Source organism: Komagataeibacter oboediens (assembly GCF_018491655.1).
Lineage (GTDB): Bacteria > Pseudomonadota > Alphaproteobacteria > Acetobacterales > Acetobacteraceae > Komagataeibacter > Komagataeibacter oboediens.
Genome location: NZ_JABLUU010000001.1, coordinates 165,743 through 180,459, shown reverse-complemented (window position 1 = coordinate 180,459; position 14,717 = coordinate 165,743). Strand labels below are relative to the sequence as shown.

Annotated in this window: 20 protein-coding genes; 15 read left to right on the top strand and 5 right to left on the bottom strand. The window is 63.2% G+C overall.

From position 1 onward, the window contains the following. The first annotated feature begins 27 nt into the window (after window positions 1-27). The 4 genes from fabZ to gloA all read left to right on the top strand — a co-directional run bounded on the left by fabZ (window position 28) and on the right by gloA (window position 2,757). Window positions 28-513: a 3-hydroxyacyl-ACP dehydratase FabZ gene (gene fabZ / locus HNO79_RS00800; protein WP_029329365.1), complete on the top strand. Its 486-nt coding sequence runs from the start codon at window positions 28-30 to the stop codon at window positions 511-513. Between the two features lie 133 nt (window positions 514-646). Then, window positions 647-1,498, top strand: a complete 852-nt coding sequence (lpxA, locus tag HNO79_RS00795; RefSeq protein WP_010513821.1) for an acyl-ACP--UDP-N-acetylglucosamine O-acyltransferase — start codon at window positions 647-649, stop codon at window positions 1,496-1,498. Next, complete coding sequence (locus tag HNO79_RS00790) at window positions 1,488-2,354, top strand: LpxI family protein (RefSeq protein WP_214164331.1); 867 nt, start codon at window positions 1,488-1,490, stop codon at window positions 2,352-2,354. The genes lpxA and HNO79_RS00790 overlap by 11 nt, the downstream gene beginning before the upstream one ends. A gap of 13 nt (window positions 2,355-2,367) precedes the next feature. Continuing rightward, window positions 2,368-2,757 (top strand): lactoylglutathione lyase, encoded by a 390-nt coding sequence (gloA, locus tag HNO79_RS00785; protein WP_010513819.1) that lies wholly within the window; start codon window positions 2,368-2,370, stop codon window positions 2,755-2,757. 19 nt (window positions 2,758-2,776) lie between these two features. On the opposite strand, the gene HNO79_RS00780 is transcribed toward gloA, so the two are convergent. After that, window positions 2,777-3,004, bottom strand: a complete 228-nt coding sequence (locus tag HNO79_RS00780) for a hypothetical protein (RefSeq protein WP_234448385.1) — start codon at window positions 3,002-3,004, stop codon at window positions 2,777-2,779. A 152-nt stretch (window positions 3,005-3,156) separates the two neighbouring features. Here HNO79_RS00780 and rpmH point away from each other — a divergent pair, with 152 nt between their 5' ends. The 9 genes from rpmH (at window position 3,157) to HNO79_RS00735 (ending at window position 10,243) form a co-directional block, all read left to right on the top strand. After that, window positions 3,157-3,291: a 50S ribosomal protein L34 gene (gene rpmH / locus HNO79_RS00775; RefSeq protein ID WP_010507731.1), complete on the top strand. Its 135-nt coding sequence runs from the start codon at window positions 3,157-3,159 to the stop codon at window positions 3,289-3,291. A 76-nt stretch (window positions 3,292-3,367) separates the two neighbouring features. Next, window positions 3,368-3,718: a ribonuclease P protein component gene (gene rnpA / locus HNO79_RS00770; protein WP_048855337.1), complete on the top strand. Its 351-nt coding sequence runs from the start codon at window positions 3,368-3,370 to the stop codon at window positions 3,716-3,718. After that, window positions 3,715-4,011: a membrane protein insertion efficiency factor YidD gene (gene yidD, locus HNO79_RS00765; protein WP_214164332.1), complete on the top strand. Its 297-nt coding sequence runs from the start codon at window positions 3,715-3,717 to the stop codon at window positions 4,009-4,011. Before rnpA ends, yidD begins: the two co-directional genes overlap by 4 nt. Next, window positions 4,011-5,768, top strand: coding sequence for a membrane protein insertase YidC (yidC, locus tag HNO79_RS00760; protein ID WP_214164333.1), 1,758 nt, complete (start codon window positions 4,011-4,013; stop codon window positions 5,766-5,768). The genes yidD and yidC overlap by 1 nt, the downstream gene beginning before the upstream one ends. A gap of 12 nt (window positions 5,769-5,780) precedes the next feature. Further along, a complete protein-coding gene (gene yihA / locus HNO79_RS00755; protein ID WP_408885691.1) occupies window positions 5,781-6,449 on the top strand; it encodes a ribosome biogenesis GTP-binding protein YihA/YsxC in 669 nt (222 codons plus the stop codon). A gap of 69 nt (window positions 6,450-6,518) precedes the next feature. Beyond that, on the top strand, window positions 6,519-7,424 hold the full coding sequence (gene argB, locus HNO79_RS00750) for an acetylglutamate kinase (protein WP_010513813.1): 906 nt from the start codon (window positions 6,519-6,521) through the stop codon (window positions 7,422-7,424). 142 nt (window positions 7,425-7,566) lie between these two features. Further along, window positions 7,567-8,415 (top strand): 2,3,4,5-tetrahydropyridine-2,6-dicarboxylate N-succinyltransferase, encoded by an 849-nt coding sequence (gene dapD / locus HNO79_RS00745; protein WP_048855340.1) that lies wholly within the window; start codon window positions 7,567-7,569, stop codon window positions 8,413-8,415. A 23-nt stretch (window positions 8,416-8,438) separates the two neighbouring features. Continuing rightward, the gene (gene dapE / locus HNO79_RS00740; RefSeq protein WP_214164334.1) at window positions 8,439-9,596 is read left to right on the top strand and encodes a succinyl-diaminopimelate desuccinylase; all 1,158 of its coding nucleotides are present in this window, start codon (window positions 8,439-8,441) and stop codon (window positions 9,594-9,596) included. After that, the gene (locus HNO79_RS00735) at window positions 9,596-10,243 is read left to right on the top strand and encodes a hypothetical protein (RefSeq protein WP_187294129.1); all 648 of its coding nucleotides are present in this window, start codon (window positions 9,596-9,598) and stop codon (window positions 10,241-10,243) included. The genes dapE and HNO79_RS00735 overlap by 1 nt, the downstream gene beginning before the upstream one ends. Window positions 10,244-10,360: 117 nt before the next feature. Here HNO79_RS00735 and truA read toward each other — a convergent pair whose 3' ends face one another. From truA to def, 3 genes are all read right to left on the bottom strand, one after another. Continuing rightward, window positions 10,361-11,113 (bottom strand): tRNA pseudouridine(38-40) synthase TruA, encoded by a 753-nt coding sequence (gene truA, locus HNO79_RS00730; RefSeq protein ID WP_181418151.1) that lies wholly within the window; start codon window positions 11,111-11,113, stop codon window positions 10,361-10,363. A gap of 61 nt (window positions 11,114-11,174) precedes the next feature. Then, on the bottom strand, window positions 11,175-12,110 hold the full coding sequence (gene fmt, locus HNO79_RS00725; RefSeq protein WP_214164335.1) for a methionyl-tRNA formyltransferase: 936 nt from the start codon (window positions 12,108-12,110) through the stop codon (window positions 11,175-11,177). A 73-nt stretch (window positions 12,111-12,183) separates the two neighbouring features. Then, entirely contained in the window at window positions 12,184-12,726 is a 543-nt protein-coding gene (def, locus tag HNO79_RS00720) for a peptide deformylase (protein ID WP_010513806.1), read from the bottom strand. 215 nt (window positions 12,727-12,941) lie between these two features. Between def and HNO79_RS00715 the strand changes: the two genes are divergently transcribed. Together HNO79_RS00715 and HNO79_RS00710 are read left to right on the top strand one after the other, a co-directional pair. Then, entirely contained in the window at window positions 12,942-13,415 is a 474-nt protein-coding gene (locus HNO79_RS00715; protein WP_010513805.1) for an Hsp20 family protein, read from the top strand. A gap of 84 nt (window positions 13,416-13,499) precedes the next feature. Next, a complete protein-coding gene (locus HNO79_RS00710; protein WP_029329361.1) occupies window positions 13,500-13,754 on the top strand; it encodes a DUF1150 family protein in 255 nt (84 codons plus the stop codon). A 114-nt stretch (window positions 13,755-13,868) separates the two neighbouring features. Here HNO79_RS00710 and hpf read toward each other — a convergent pair whose 3' ends face one another. Continuing rightward, window positions 13,869-14,495 carry a ribosome hibernation-promoting factor, HPF/YfiA family gene (gene hpf / locus HNO79_RS00705; RefSeq protein WP_010513801.1) on the bottom strand — a complete coding sequence of 209 codons (627 nt, stop codon included), beginning with the start codon at window positions 14,493-14,495 and terminating at the stop codon, window positions 13,869-13,871. Window positions 14,496-14,717: the final 222 nt, after the last annotated feature.

Sequence of the window (14,717 nt, the reverse complement as noted above, 5' to 3'; positions counted from 1 at the left end):
TCCAGGCCGAACAAGTGGTTGGACGACGTGGATAAAGAAGTAGAGGCACTCCCGGCAGACGCGGCACCCGCGACGCTGGAATCGATAGACATCATGCGGATCATGGAAGCGATTCCCCATCGCTATCCCTTCCTGCTGATTGATCGCATGGTTGATATCGTGCTGGGGCAGTCGGCGGTCGGCATCAAGAATGTCACGGTCAACGAGCCGCATTTCCAGGGGCATTTCCCTGCACGCCCCGTTATGCCCGGCGTGCTGATCATCGAGGCGATGGCCCAGACGGCCGCGACCCTGGTGGTCATGACGCTTGGCCCGGCATTCGAGGGCAAGCTGGTTTACTTCATGACGATCGATGGTGCGAAATTCCGCCGTCCCGTCGGTCCCGGTGACCAGCTGCGCATTCATGTCGAAAAAGAACGTAGCCGTGCGAATGTCTGGAAGTTCAAGGGCATTGCGCGGGTTGATGGTGTTTCCGTTGCGGAAGCAACGTTCAGCGCCATGATAATGGGGTAATCCCGCGGGAAACGGGTGGCGGCACTGGTCCTGTTCCGGTGGGACGGCCGGCATCCGCTTCCGGGTCTTTTGGCCACAGTTACTTGCGGGGATGGAGGCTATTCTGGCAGGAAGTTCATCTAACGGTACCCAAATGGATGAACGGCGTGGAAAAGCGCCTGAAATCCATCCGTCATCCATTGTATCCAGCCGTGCGCGTATCGGGAGCGGCGTGCGTATCGGGCCCTGGTGTTCGATCGGACCGGATGTCGAAATCGGGGATAATGCCGAACTGATTTCCCATGTGGTGGTTGATGGACGCACCACTCTGGGCGAAGGGGTGGTGTGCTATCCCTTCACTACTGTCGGCATGGCGCCACAGGACCTGAAATACAGGGGTGAACCCACCTCCTGCATTGTGGGTGCCCGCACCATTATCCGTGAAAACGTGACCATCCACCGGGGCACCGCCACCGGGACAGGTGTGACCCGTATCGGTCCGGACTGCCTGATCATGGCCAATTCACATGTGGCGCATGACTGCACGCTGGGACGTGGGGTCATTATCGTCAATAACGTGGTCATGGGTGGCCATGTGGTGATTGGCGATGATGCCCGCATTATGGGGGCGGCTGCGCTGCATCAGTTCGTGCGCATTGGCCATGCGGCACTGGTCGGTGGTGTGTGTGGCGTGGAAGCGGATGTGATCCCGTATGGCAGCGTTCTGGGTAACCGGGCGCGGCTGGTGGGGCTGCACTGGATCTGGCTCCGCCGCAATGGCGTGCAGCCAGACGAGATCCGGCGCATGCGTCAGGCGTTCCGTGCGCTGTACCCCAAGGCCGCCCACGCGACCAGCGCGGTATTCCAGGACCGGCTGGAACATGTGCGCCAGACCTATGCCGATGATGCCCGGGTGGTTGAAATTCTCGATTTCATTGCTGCCCCCAGCCATCGTGGCCTTGTGCGTGTCCAGAGCGGGGACATGATCGAGAGCGATGGCGCCTGAACAGGCACCCGACCGGCAGGGGCCGTGCGTCGGTATCCTTGCCGGTGGTGGCCCGCTGCCCGGTCAGGTAGCCCGCGCGGTGGAGCAGGCGGGTGGCCGGGTCTTCATTGTCGGCTTTCAGGGGTTTGCCCAGCCCGAGGTGATCGACCACTGGCCGCACCGCATGATCCGGCTGGCGGCGGCGGGTGAAATCCTGTCCGCGTTACATGAACATCACTGTCGTGACCTTGTGCTGATTGGCCCGGTGCGGCGGCCCTCCCTTGTCAACCTGCGGCCCGATGCGACGGGCGCGCGGATTCTGGCCCGTATCGGCAAGGCGCTGTTTGCTGGTGATGACGGCCTGCTTGGCGCGATCGTGCGCGTACTGGGCGAAGAAGGGTTCACTATCCGTGGCGCCCATGAATACCTGTCCGGTTCGCTGGCGCGCCGGGGTGTGATGGGGGCGGTCGGTCCTGATGACGCGGCGCGGGCCGATATCGTGCTCGGCCGCCGCGTGGTGCGTGAACTGGGCCGGCTGGATATCGGGCAGGGATGCGTGGTGCAGGGCGGGCTCGTGCTGGCGGTCGAGGCGCTTGAGGGCACGGACCGCATGCTGGAACGCGTGGGTGGGTTGCGGCAACCCGACCGTCCCGGGGGCGTTCTGGTCAAAATGGCCAAGCCGGAACAGGAACGCCGTGCCGACCTGCCAACAATCGGCCCGCGGACGGTTACGGGCGCCCTGGCCGCGGGCCTGCGTGGAATTGCGATTGAAGCGGGCGCGACGCTGATAACCGATCCCGCCGCCTGCATTGCCATGGCGGATGAGGCCGGGCTGTTCCTGACCGGGATTGGTGGCGAAGATAAAAAAACGGACTGAAGGGAAATGTCAGATGGGAACCTACCTGCATACAATGGTGCGCGTGCGCAATCTGGAAGCCAGCCTTGATTTCTACCAGTTGCTGGGCATGCGTGAACTGCGTCGCAGGGACGTGCCGGAAGGGAAGTACACCCTTGTCTTCATCGGGTATGCCGATAATGCGGCAGGGCAGGCGGAAATCGAACTGACCTATAACTGGGGTCAGGATGATGGATATGATGTCGGCACCGGATTCGGTCACTTCGCCCTTGGTGTGCCCGATGTGACCGCCCTGGTGGAAAAGGTACGCGCGGGTGGCGGCAAGGTTACGCGCGAACCGGGGCCGGTCAAGTTCGGCACCACCTTCATCGCCTTTGTCGAAGATCCGGACGGCTACAAGATCGAACTGATCCAGAAACCGTAAGGCCGGGCGCGACGTCTCCCTATGGCGTGCGTGTGGAAAGCAGGCGGCGCATGGCGCTGAGTTCCCTGGTCGCCGCGTCCAGCGCCGCCAGGATGTCCTGTGCCGCCTGTCGTGTATGCGCATCTTTGCTGAGGGCCAGCGAATCCGCCCGTAGCATGGCGGGGGACAGGTGGCCACGGATGTCGTGAATGTGCTGTCGTAGCGTTTCATCGGTCGTGGCGGCAGAGTCGCGTGCAGGGCTGGTCATGAAAATCATCCGGTTATGGTGCAGGAGGGGAGCAGCATTGACGTTGCCCGAAAGCATCAGTATAAGGCGCGGCTCAGGGTTTCCGTAGCGTACGGGGCCTGTTGGAATTTATTCCGTAACCTGTCTGTCATTGTCAATCTGGGAGTGCCGTTGTGAAGCGCACGTATCAACCCTCGAAGCTGGTCCGCAAGCGTCGCCACGGCTTCCGTTCGCGTATGGAAACCGTTGGTGGCCGCAAGGTTGTTGCAAACCGTCGCACCAAGGGCCGCAAGCGTCTTTCTGCCTGAGGCAGGTGACGTCTGTACGTTCCGGGTACCTGTGTGTCCGGAACCATGAATGTCTCTACACAAGGGGCGGCTGAAAGTGGCCGATAAGTCCACGCGCCTTAAGAAACGCGCTGAGTTCCTGCGGGTTGCGGCCAAGGGCCGCAAGGCCCCCGTTCCGGGACTGGTGCTGCAGGCGCTTGAACGCGGTGACACGCAGGCTGCCCGGTACGGTTTTACCGTAACCAAGAAAGTAGGCAATTCCGTCGTGCGCAACAGGGCGCGGCGGCGCCTGCGTGAGGTGGTCCGGCTGCTGGACCGCGAACAGGCGCTTACGGGCGTCGATATCGTGGTGATTGGCCGGTCTGGTACATGCGGGCGGCGGTTTGATGCCCTGATGGGCGATTACCGCAAGGCCCTGCGCAAGGCGGGAGTGAAGGAAGAATCGTGAGTACGTCTTCCAACAGCCTGCCTGCCCATATGCTGCGCGCGGTCATTCGCGCGTATCAGCTGGTGGTCCGTCCCGTATGGGGCGCGCATTGCCGTTTCACTCCTTCATGCAGTCATTACGCACGTGACGCGATCGCCCACCATGGGGCCCTGCGCGGCAGTGTGCTGGCGGGTTGGCGCATCCTGCGCTGCAACCCCTGGAATGCGGGTGGCCATGACCCCGTTCCCGCCACGGCCTGCGGCTGTGACATGCATGACTCCATGAAAAACACGAAAAGTCTGGCGGGTCGCTGATGGATATCAAGCGTTTTATGGTGGCAACAGCACTGTCTGCCGTGGTGCTGGTTGGTTTTGAGTATTTCCTGCCACAGCAGAACCATAAAACGGTCGAGCAGCAGGCCCCCACGCCCGCACCGGCCCCCGCACCAGCGGCGGGGGATGGCACGGCGGCAGCCCCGGTGGATACGGGGCAGCCCGACCCGCGTGTCACGATCGATGCCGACCGCGTGCATGGTTCGCTTGACCTGCGTGGTGCGCGCCTCGATGACCTCGTGCTCAAGAACTATCATGAGACCGTAAAGGACGGCAGCCCGCTGGTGCGCGTGCTGGAACCGCGCGGGCAGGCGGAACCCAACCTGGTCGAGGTGGGCTGGACCAATGTCAGTGGCGGCCATGTCAGCGTGCCGGATGCCAACACCGTCTGGACTGCCGACCACGATACCCTGACCCGGACGCAGCCCGTTACCCTGTCGTGGGATAACGGACAGGGGCAGGTATTCCAGATCAGCATCGCGATTGACCAGAACTACATGTTCTCGGTCACGCAGAAGGTGATCAACCATGGGGGGGAAGCGGTCTCGCTGTATCCGTTCTCCCGTGTGGAGCGGGCCTATACCCCGGTCGAGACCGGCGGCTACCTTGTGCATGAAGGGCCGATTTCCGTCATTGACCACAAACTGGATGAAAGTTCGTATAAATCCCTGCGCAAGGGTGCAGTGCCGCCGGGCAATATTGCCTGGACCAAGGCAGGTCAGGGCGGCTGGGCCGGTATTACTGACAAATACTGGCTGTCTGCCGTCATTCCGCAGCAGGATAGCGATGTAGCGGGCACCTATGCCTACCAGCCTACGGGCGGGGACAGGGGCATTTATGATGTCGGCTTTACCGCGCGCGCGCCGCTGGTTGTTGCGGCCGGGGGCGATGCGACAACCGCCAGCCACGTCTTTGCCGGGGCGAAGGAAGTGCCGCTGCTGGAAAAATATGAATCCAGCCTGCATATCCCCGATTTCTGGAAAGCCGTCGATTTCGGCTGGTTTGCCTTCCTGACCCGTCCGATCTTTACGGTGCTGGACTGGCTGAACACCATGCTGGGCAATTTCGGTCTGGCCCTGATGGCGTTCACCCTGCTGGTCAAGGCGCTGTTCTTCCCGCTGGCGACCAAGCAGTTCCATTCCATGGGCAAGATGCGGCAGCTCCAGCCCAAGATCAAAGCCCTGCGTGAGCGTTACAAAGACGACCAGATGGCGCTGAACCAGCAGATGATCGCGCTGTACAAGCAGGAAGGCGTGAATCCGGCCAGCGGCTGCCTGCCCATGCTGCTGCAGATCCCGGTGTTCTGGTGCCTGTACAAGGACCTGTATGTCACCATCGAGATGCGGCACGCGCCTTTCTTTGGCTGGATCCATGACCTGTCGTCCTTTGACCCGACAAACCTGTTCACCCTGTTCGGGCTGATCCCGTGGAATCCGTCGGTCATCTCCCCCATGCTCCAGCTTGGCCTGTGGCCGATCGCATTCGGACTGACCATGTTCGCCCAGATGCGGCTGAACCCGGCGCCGGCGGCTGATCCCGCGCAGCAGAAGATGTTCCAGTTCATGCCGATCATCTTCACGTTCTTCATGGCGCGCCAGCCATCGGGACTGGTGATCTACTATTGCTGGAACAACCTGCTGACCATGGCGCAGCAGACGCTGATCCAGCGCCGGATGAACAGGGGCACGCCCGCCGCCAAGGCACCCGCGAAGCCGAAGCTTCCGGCCGGGAAGAAATAACTTACGGGGACCATGATGGTGGAATTTGCCTCCTCCGCGCCGACACCGGAAGAAATGGAACGCGACCGTGAAATCGGTCGCGTGCTGTTCGCTGGTGAATTCAATTTCGTGTTCGGCGCGCAGAAGCTTGGTCAGCTACCCGATCCCGTACTGCCGGAAATCGCATTCGCCGGGCGGTCCAATGTCGGCAAGTCCAGCCTGATCAACGCCCTGACCGGGCGGCGGGCACTGGCGCGGGCATCGTCCGAGCCGGGACGGACCAAGCAGCTCAATTTCTTTGAACTGGCTGATCGGCTGACGCTGGTGGACATGCCCGGCTATGGTTTTGCCAAGGCAGCCAAGGCGGTCAAGGAAGACTGGCAGGGCATGATGTTTTCTTACCTGCGCGGCAGGCCGACGCTGCGCCGCGTGGTGCTGCTGCTGGATAGCCGGGTAGAGGTCAAGGCGACCGACCAGGAAATCATGAAGATGCTGGACCGGGCCGCCGTGACCTTTCAGGTCGTACTGACCAAGTGCGACGTGCCCAAGCCTGCCGTGCTGAAGGCCAAGCTGCGTGAAGTCACGGGGATCGTGGCCACACATGCGGCGGCATATCCGCACGTACTGGCAACCAGCAGTGAAACCGGAATGGGGATCGAGGACCTGCGAGCGGAACTCGCACGGCTGGCCAATCCGGTATAAGGCGGCCATACGTCTGGTCCCACCCGTGGGCCATGGTATTCAGCAGTCAGGAGCGAAGGGAACGTTCGGATGACAGGAACGCAATCGGGCGACCAGGAAGCACAGGTACGGGCCGAGGTTCTGGCCAGGGCGCTGCCTTACCTGCGTCGGTATGCCGGGGATACGGTTGTCGTCAAATATGGCGGCAGCGCGATGGTCGATACATCGCTGTCCACTGCGTTTGGCCATGATATCGCGCTGCTCAAGCAGGTGGGCGTCAACCCGGTCGTGGTGCATGGCGGCGGTCCGCAGATCAGCGCGATGCTCAAGCGGCTGCAGATTGAGTCGACCTTCATCGACGGCCTGCGCGTCACCGATGCCGCCATGATCGACGTGATCGAGATGGTGCTGGGTGGCAAGGTGAACAAGCAGGTCGCGGGCCTGATCAACCGGGCCGGTGCGCTGGCGGTCGGCATTTCGGGGCTGGATGGCGGCCTGATTTCCGCCCGCAGGCTCCAGCGCCGCGCGCGTGAGGCCGGTGTCGAGACTGACCGCCTGCTGGACCTTGGTTTCGTGGGGGAACCCACCCGTATCGATCCGCGCGTGATCTATGCGCTGTCCGGTTCGGGACTGATCCCGGTGATCGCCCCCATTGGGGCGGGCGAGCAGGGCGAAACCTACAACATCAATGCCGATACGGCAGCTGGCGCCATTGCGGGCGCGGTCAATGCCAGCCGGCTGCTCATGCTGACGGATGTGCCCGGCGTGCTGGATGGCGATGGCAGGCTGATCCCGGAACTGACGGCGGAAGATGCCCGTCGCGGTATTGCCAGTGGCATGATTTCGGGCGGCATGATCCCCAAGGTCGAAACCTGCCTCGAGGCCGTGCGCGCCGGTGCGAAGGCCGCCGTCATCCTTGATGGCCGCGTGCGGCATTCCTGCCTGCTGGAACTGTTTACGGAAGCCGGGCCGGGCACACTGATCCGGGGTGGGTAAACCGCGCTGGATCGGGTAATGTGGGCAGGGGCGTTGCGTTGACATTGCCCCTGATCCTCCGCATGGTCCGCAGGCAATTCAATACCGAAGGCCCCCGGCATGACCCGCCGGGGCAGCCGGCCCAAGACAGGATTTTGCAAATATGACCGATACATCTCTCCAGAGCCAGATCGAGGCCCTGTGGGAGCGTCGCGAGACGCTGTCCACCGCGACAACCGGCGCGGATCGTGATGCCGTTGAGGCGGCGCTGCTGGCGCTGGATTCAGGCAAGCTGCGCGTCGCGACCCCGGGCGCGGGTGGCTGGGTTGTCAATGAATGGCTGAAGAAGGCCGTGCTTCTGTCCTTTCGCCTCAATGACAACCGGATTGTCGAAGGCGGCGGCGCGGGCGCGCCCAGCTATGACAAGGTGCCGCTGAAATTCGCGGGCTGGGATCAGGCCGCGTTTGCCGCCGCGGGCTTCCGCGCGGTGCCGGGTTCCATCGTACGCCGTTCCGCGTTCATCGCGCCGGGTGTCGTGCTGATGCCCAGCTTCGTCAATGCCGGTGCGTATGTCGATAGCGGCACGATGGTCGATACGTGGGTCACGATCGGCAGCTGCGCGCAGATCGGCAAGAACTGCCACATCAGCGGCGGCGTGGGCATTGGTGGCGTGCTGGAGCCGCTGCAGGCGGCCCCTGTCATCATTGAGGACGGCTGCTTCATCGGCGCGCGTTCGGAAGTGGCCGAAGGTGTCGTGGTCGAACGCGGCAGCGTGCTGTCCATGGGCGTGTTCCTTGGCGCATCCACCAAGATTGTCGACCGCAACACGGGTGAGGTCTTCATGGGCCGCGTTCCGGCCTATTCCGTTGTCGTGCCCGGCACGCTGCCGCCGCGTCAGGCCACCAGCACCGATGGCAAGCCGCTGCCGTCGCTGGACTGCGCGGTGATCGTCAAGCGCGTGGATGAACGTACGCGCTCCAAGACTTCGATCAACGACCTGCTGCGCGGCTGAGCGGCATCATGGGGAATGGCGGAATGGCGGATACGGAACAGGACCCCGGCGGCGTTGTCGCCCTTGCGCGTGACCTGATCCGCTGCCCTTCCGTTACACCCGATGATGGCTGCGGCATTACCGCGCTGGCCCGCGTGCTGGAACAGATCGGTTTCAGCGTAAAGCTGCTGCCGTTTGGTGACGGGGCGGCGCGGACCCCCAACCTGTTTGCCCGCCTTGGCACCGGGCACCCGCACCTGTGTTTTGCCGGGCATACGGACGTCGTGCCGGTGGGGGATGTGGCGTCATGGGCGCATGATCCCTTTGGCGGGGATATCCATGACGGCATACTGTTCGGTCGTGGTGCGTGCGACATGAAGGGGGGTATCGCCGCCTTTGTCGCCGCCGTCCGGCTGTATCTGGACAGGACGCCGCATCCACAGGGATCGATCAGCCTGCTGATTACGGGCGATGAGGAAGGCCCCGCCACAAACGGAACGGTGCGCGTGCTGGGATGGATGGAAGCCGAGGGCCAGATTCCCGACTTCTGTCTTGTGGGCGAACCCACCAATCCCGGTGAGATGGGCGAAGTCATCAAGATCGGCCGTCGTGGCAGCCTGAACGCCCATATTGTCGTGCATGGCACGCAGGGACATGTGGCTTATCCCCACCGGGCGGATAATCCGGTCCACCGTCTGCTGGCGCTGCTGGGCGAACTGACGGCAGCCCCGCTGGATGCCGGCAGCGAATGGTTCGAGGCATCAAGCCTGCAGGTCACCAGTCTTGACGTGGGCAATACGGCCACCAATGTCATACCGGCACAGGCCGCGGCCCGGCTGAACATCCGCTTCAATGACCTGCATAGCGGTGCCGACCTTGCCGGCTGGATACGGACCGTGGCCGTGCGACATGCGCCCAAGGCTGAAATTGGCATATCCATCAGCGGCGAATCCTTCCTGACCGAACCCCGCGCCCCGGTGGAAGCCCTGCGTGCAAGCGTGCGGGCGGTGACCGGGCACGTGCCCAGGCTGGATACCGGTGGTGGCACGTCGGATGCCCGCTTCATCAGCCGGTACTGCCCGGTGGCGGAATTCGGGCTGGTGGGAGCAAGCATGCACAAGACGGACGAGCATGTCAGCCTGTCGGACCTGAAGCAGTTGACGGCGATCTATACCGGCTTTCTTGAAAAGGTAATGCGTTAATGTCTGATCGCAGCACATCGCCCGAGCCGAATGCACCCGGACTGGGCATGATCCTCAAGGGGATGCTGCTGCTGGGACGGGGCCGCCCGGAAGGTATTGCCTATTTTGGCAATACGCGTGATTCGGTGCTGTCGGCGCTGGCGCCCCGCCTTGCGCTGTGGCTGGTGGGTGGCGGACTGACCATTGGCACCGCGCCGCAGGCGATCAGCGGCGTGAAGGTACTGTTTGCGCTGTGCCTGATCCTGCTGCCCGCCATTGTTACCCATGCGCTGGCGCGGCGGTGGAAGCGCGAAGGGTTGTGGCTGCGCTACATCACGGCCGCATGGTGGACGGACTGGGTCACACTGTTCGTGGGGCTGGTGGTGGCGCTGCTTATGGCGCTGGCGTCGCCCAAGCTGCTGGAATCCGGCACGGGGGCAATGATCCTGAACGGAGTGGAGTTCGGTTACAGCCTGTGGCTGACATGGTATGTCGCCCGCGTCGGGCTGCTGCTGCGGCGGGGGCAGGCCGTGGTGCTGGTACTGGCGGTGCTGGGCAGCCTTGGGCTGCTGTCGGCAGTGGTCGGGGTGTTGTCCCCCAACCAGCGCGCGTGGCATGAATTCCTCTATCCTCTTCTGATGCAGCAGGGACAGGGCGCTGGCCACTGATAAAATGTAAAAGTTTTCTGGTGCTGCCTTTTTTATAAAAAGGCGGCGCTCCCGGCAGCTTCCTGAAAAAGGCAGCACCAGAAACGTTTATTGCTGATTCCCTGGCAACTGTACTGGTCAGCGGCTGAAGGGATTTTCCCCATAGCCCACGCCGGTCAGGCACAGCCCTTCAGGCGGTGCGGTCGGGCCGCCCGCGCGGCGGTCGCGGGCCGCAAGGGCCTGTTCGACGCGTTCGGGTGCCCAGCGGCCTTCCCCGACCAGTTTCAGTGTCCCGGCCATGTTGCGCACCTGATGGTGCAGGAAGGATCTGGCTTCGGCTTCGATCACGACATATGCGCCCTCGCGCCGGACATCCAGACGGTCGAGCGAGCGCACCGGACTACGGGCCTGACAGGCCGAGGCACGGAAGGACGTGAAGTCATGGCGTCCCACCAGTGACTGGGCGGCACTGTGCATCACATCCGCATCCAGCGGCGTGCGGACATGCCATACATGGCCTTCTTCCAGTGCCGGACGGGCCGGGCGGTTGAGAATACGGTAGCGATACGCGCGTGAGCAGGCTGAAAAACGCGCATTCCAGTGAGGCAGGACCGGGCGTGCCATAAGTACGACAACCGGATGCGGCTTCATGTAGAAATTCAGCCCATCCCGCACCGTGGCGCTGGACAGCGTGACATCGGCGGGGAAATCCAGATGTGCGACCTGCCCACTGGCATGCACGCCCGCATCCGTGCGGCCCGCGGTGATGCTGCGAACGGTGCGCCCGGCTGTCAGGTTGCTTGCGGCATCTTCCAGCAGGCCCTGTATCGAGATCAGGTGATCCCCCTGCTGGCGCTGCCAGCCGACAAAGCCGCGTCCGTCATATTCCATCAGCACCGCCCACCGGCAGACCGATGGCGGGGCAGCATCATCGGGACGCGCGGGCGGGATTTCAGTCACCGGGCGTCTCCGCCCCAAAGCGGGTGCCGGGGGCTATGGCCTGCCCACGCAGGAAATCGGCAGCGTCCATCATGCCGCGTCCGGGACGCTGCAGGCGGGTGATACGCAGTGTCGTGCCCCCGCCACAGGCCACCAGCAGGTGGTCATCAACCACCGTGCCCGCTGCGGCGTGTACTGTGCCCGGCGCAGGGCTGACGGCCCCGATCTTGATGACCTGCCCTTCCAGTATGGTGAACGTGCCTGGCCAAGGTGTCAGGGCGCGAACCTGCCGGTCAATGTCGGTGGCGGGGCGGGTCCAGTCGATACGCCCGTCTTCACGGCTCAGCCTCTGGACATGGGTCACGCCGGTATCAGGCTGCGGTGTGCCGGGACAGGCAGGGCGGTTCAGGACATCGACAATCAGCCGCCCGCCCATGGCGGCAAGGTCGTCATGCAGGGTGGTGGCGGTGGTATGATCGGTCAGCGCCACATGGTCACGCAGCAGCATGGCCCCGGTATCCAGCCCCGCATCCATCTGCATGATGGTGACGCCACTTTCCCTGTCACCGGCCAGGATGGCGGCCTGTATGGGGGCGGCACCCCGCCAGCGCGGCAGCAGGCTGGCATGGATATTCAGGCAGCCTCGGGTGGGGGCGTCAAGCATCGCCACCGGCAGGAGCAGCCCGTAGGCGGCCACTACGGCCACATCCAGCTTCAGGTCCCGGAAATACGCGTGTTCCGCCGTATCGCGCCGCAGCGATCGGGGCGTGCGCACGGGTATGCCCAGCTCTTCCGCCGCGACCTGCACGGGGGAAGGGCGCAGCTTCTTCCCGCGTCCGGCAGGGCGGGGCGGCTGGCTGTAGACGGTTACGATGTCATGCCCGGCCTGATGCAGGGCACGCAGGGCGGGCACCGCGAAATCGGGCGTGCCCATGAAGGCCAGTCGCATGTCGGGGGGGTCCGTTCAGGCTGGGCCGGCCCCCGTCTGGCGCGGGGACTGGGTGGGTGATCGCGGCAGGCGATCAGTGCTTCTGGCGCTGTTCCTTCGCCAGGCGACGCATGATCATGTTGCGCTTGAGCGCGGACAGATGATCGACGAACAGGATGCCTTCCAGATGGTCGATCTCGTGCTGCAGGCAGGTGGCCAGCAGGTCATCGGCTTCGATTTCCTGCGCCTTGCCGTCCATGTCCTGATAGCGCACGCGCACGGCTTCGGGGCGGATGACCTCGGCATACTGGTTGGGCAGCGACAGGCAGCCTTCCTCGCGCACGGCCATGCTGTCCGTCTCGGCGATCACTTCGGGGTTGATCAGTACCAGCGGGTTGCGCGCCTCATCCTTGTCGGCCACGTCCACAATGGCGAACCGCATGCCAAGGCCCACCTGCGGGGCGGCAAGGCCAATACCGGGCGCCTGGTACATGGCGGCGAACATGCGGGGAATGATGGTGCGCAGTTCGTCCATGTCCTCGGGGCGGACAAGGCGGGTTTTCTGGCGCAGGACCGCCTGGGGTGCGACCAGGATCGGCATGGGGGTCGCCTGAGCGATGACATCATGATCAATCATAGACTGCCATTTAGCGTGTCCCCACACGCGATGCCAGAGGGGAGGCGGCCAAAATGCCGTGGCGCGGGCACGAAGTCCTCCCCTTGCGCATGGCTATTATTCTCCCATATCGTGAAGGGACGGGATGCGGATGCTGTTTCGGGTCCGTTTTTCCGTTTCTTGTCTCGCTCGCAGCAGAGGAGGCCGATTTGTCGGGAAGAGTTTTCGGGTCACCCATGTTCCTCGGGTTTGACCATCTGGAGCAGATGCTTGAACGCGCATCGAAAAATGCGTCGGACGGGTATCCGCCCTATAATATAGAACAGGTCAGCCCCACGACCCTGCGCATTACGCTGGCGGTGGCGGGGTTTGTCATGGAAGACCTGCACATTACGCAGGAAGACAACCAGCTTGTCATTCGCGGTCGGCAGAGTGACGACGGTCAGGGACGGATTTTCCTGCACCGTGGCATTGCCGCCCGCCAGTTCCAGAAGGCGTTTGTCCTGGCCGAGGGAATCGAGGTCGGCGGCGCATGGATGGATAACGGCCTGCTGCATATAGAACTGGCCCGCCCGCAGCCTGAAGTGCGCGTGCGCAAGATCGAGATCGGACGTGCACCGTCGTCCCCATCGCGCGATCGTGTCGCGCCCGTGGTGGACGTACCCGCCGGCCGCAAGCAACGTATGGTGAGGGTTATTGACGAGGAATAACAGCGTACGCCGTAATGGAACGGCCTGTATTGCGATGCAGATGGAAAGGGACGGTCGTCCCTTCATGATGCAGGAGATAACGCGATGAGAGTCACAACACAGAATGGTCGGGTGCTGCTGCAGAATGATGCGGTGAATGCGGCCCCTGTCATCAGCACGTCGGAACTGCGCGGTCTGGGCATGGAATCGGTAGCCTACATCCGTGAGGTGGAGGTCGAGGGCGAGGATGCATTCGCCATCCACGCGGCCGACGGAACCCCCATGGCGGTGACGGAAGACCGGGAAACCGCCATCAACGCCATCCTCCAGCACGAAATGATGCCGGTGCCCCTGCACTAGCGTCTTTCATTACATTCCATAAGGCAATGGCCCTGTCCCGGTTCGCGGGGCAGGGCCATTTGCGTTGACGGGTGTCGCCAGTCCGCGCGGCGGGGCGCGAACCGGCCTGTCGTGTCAGCCCGCCTGACGCATGGAGGGGTCAAGCCAGCCGATATTGCCGTCGGGACGGCGGTACAACACGTTGATGGTATCGGTCTTGGTATTGCGGAAAAGCTGGATCTGGCTGTCTGCAAGGTCAAGGCGCATGACGGCCTCGCTCACGCTCAGGGCCGGGATTTCGGTCGGGTGTTCGGCAATGATGGTGGCGTAGGGGCCTGCGGGCGGCAGCGATGCATCCTCATCTTCGGCGGCGCTGTCTTCGCTGTCTGCTGCAAGGGGTTCGGCCATGCCGGGGCGCAGGACGTAACCGCGGCCCATTTCGGGCACCTGCTGGCGGACCTTGAGGTGGCCATGATTGGTGGCCTTGCGGTGATAGCGCCGCAGGCGGCGGGCAATGTGTTCGGCTGCGTCGTCAAAGGCGGAATGGGCGTCTGCCGCCTCGCCTTCGCCGCGCAGGGTCAGGCCACGCGTGGCATGCAGGTTGATGTCACAGGTAAAGAACGAACGCGCGCGGCTGAAGGTAACGCGGGCTTCCATGGCCTGCCCGAAATATTTTTCCGAAATGCGGTCCAGATGGGCGCTTACCCGGTGTTTCAGGGCATCGGACAGGTCGATCTGCTTTCCGGCAACACTGATGTGCATAAGGGGTAACTCCTTACATGATCACAACGCAGTCGCATGCGGGAGACGGGATACCGTCGTTCAGTCAGTTGTCATGAATCCTGGGGGACGATCCTGCTCCCATGCGGGCTGCGTGCTGGTGGCGGTTGCGTTGTACCAGTCGGGCACATGATCCCGAACGGGTGTATTTGGGCATGGTTGCAGTGCTGCTGTCCATGCCTTCGTTGCATGAAAGCCCACAGC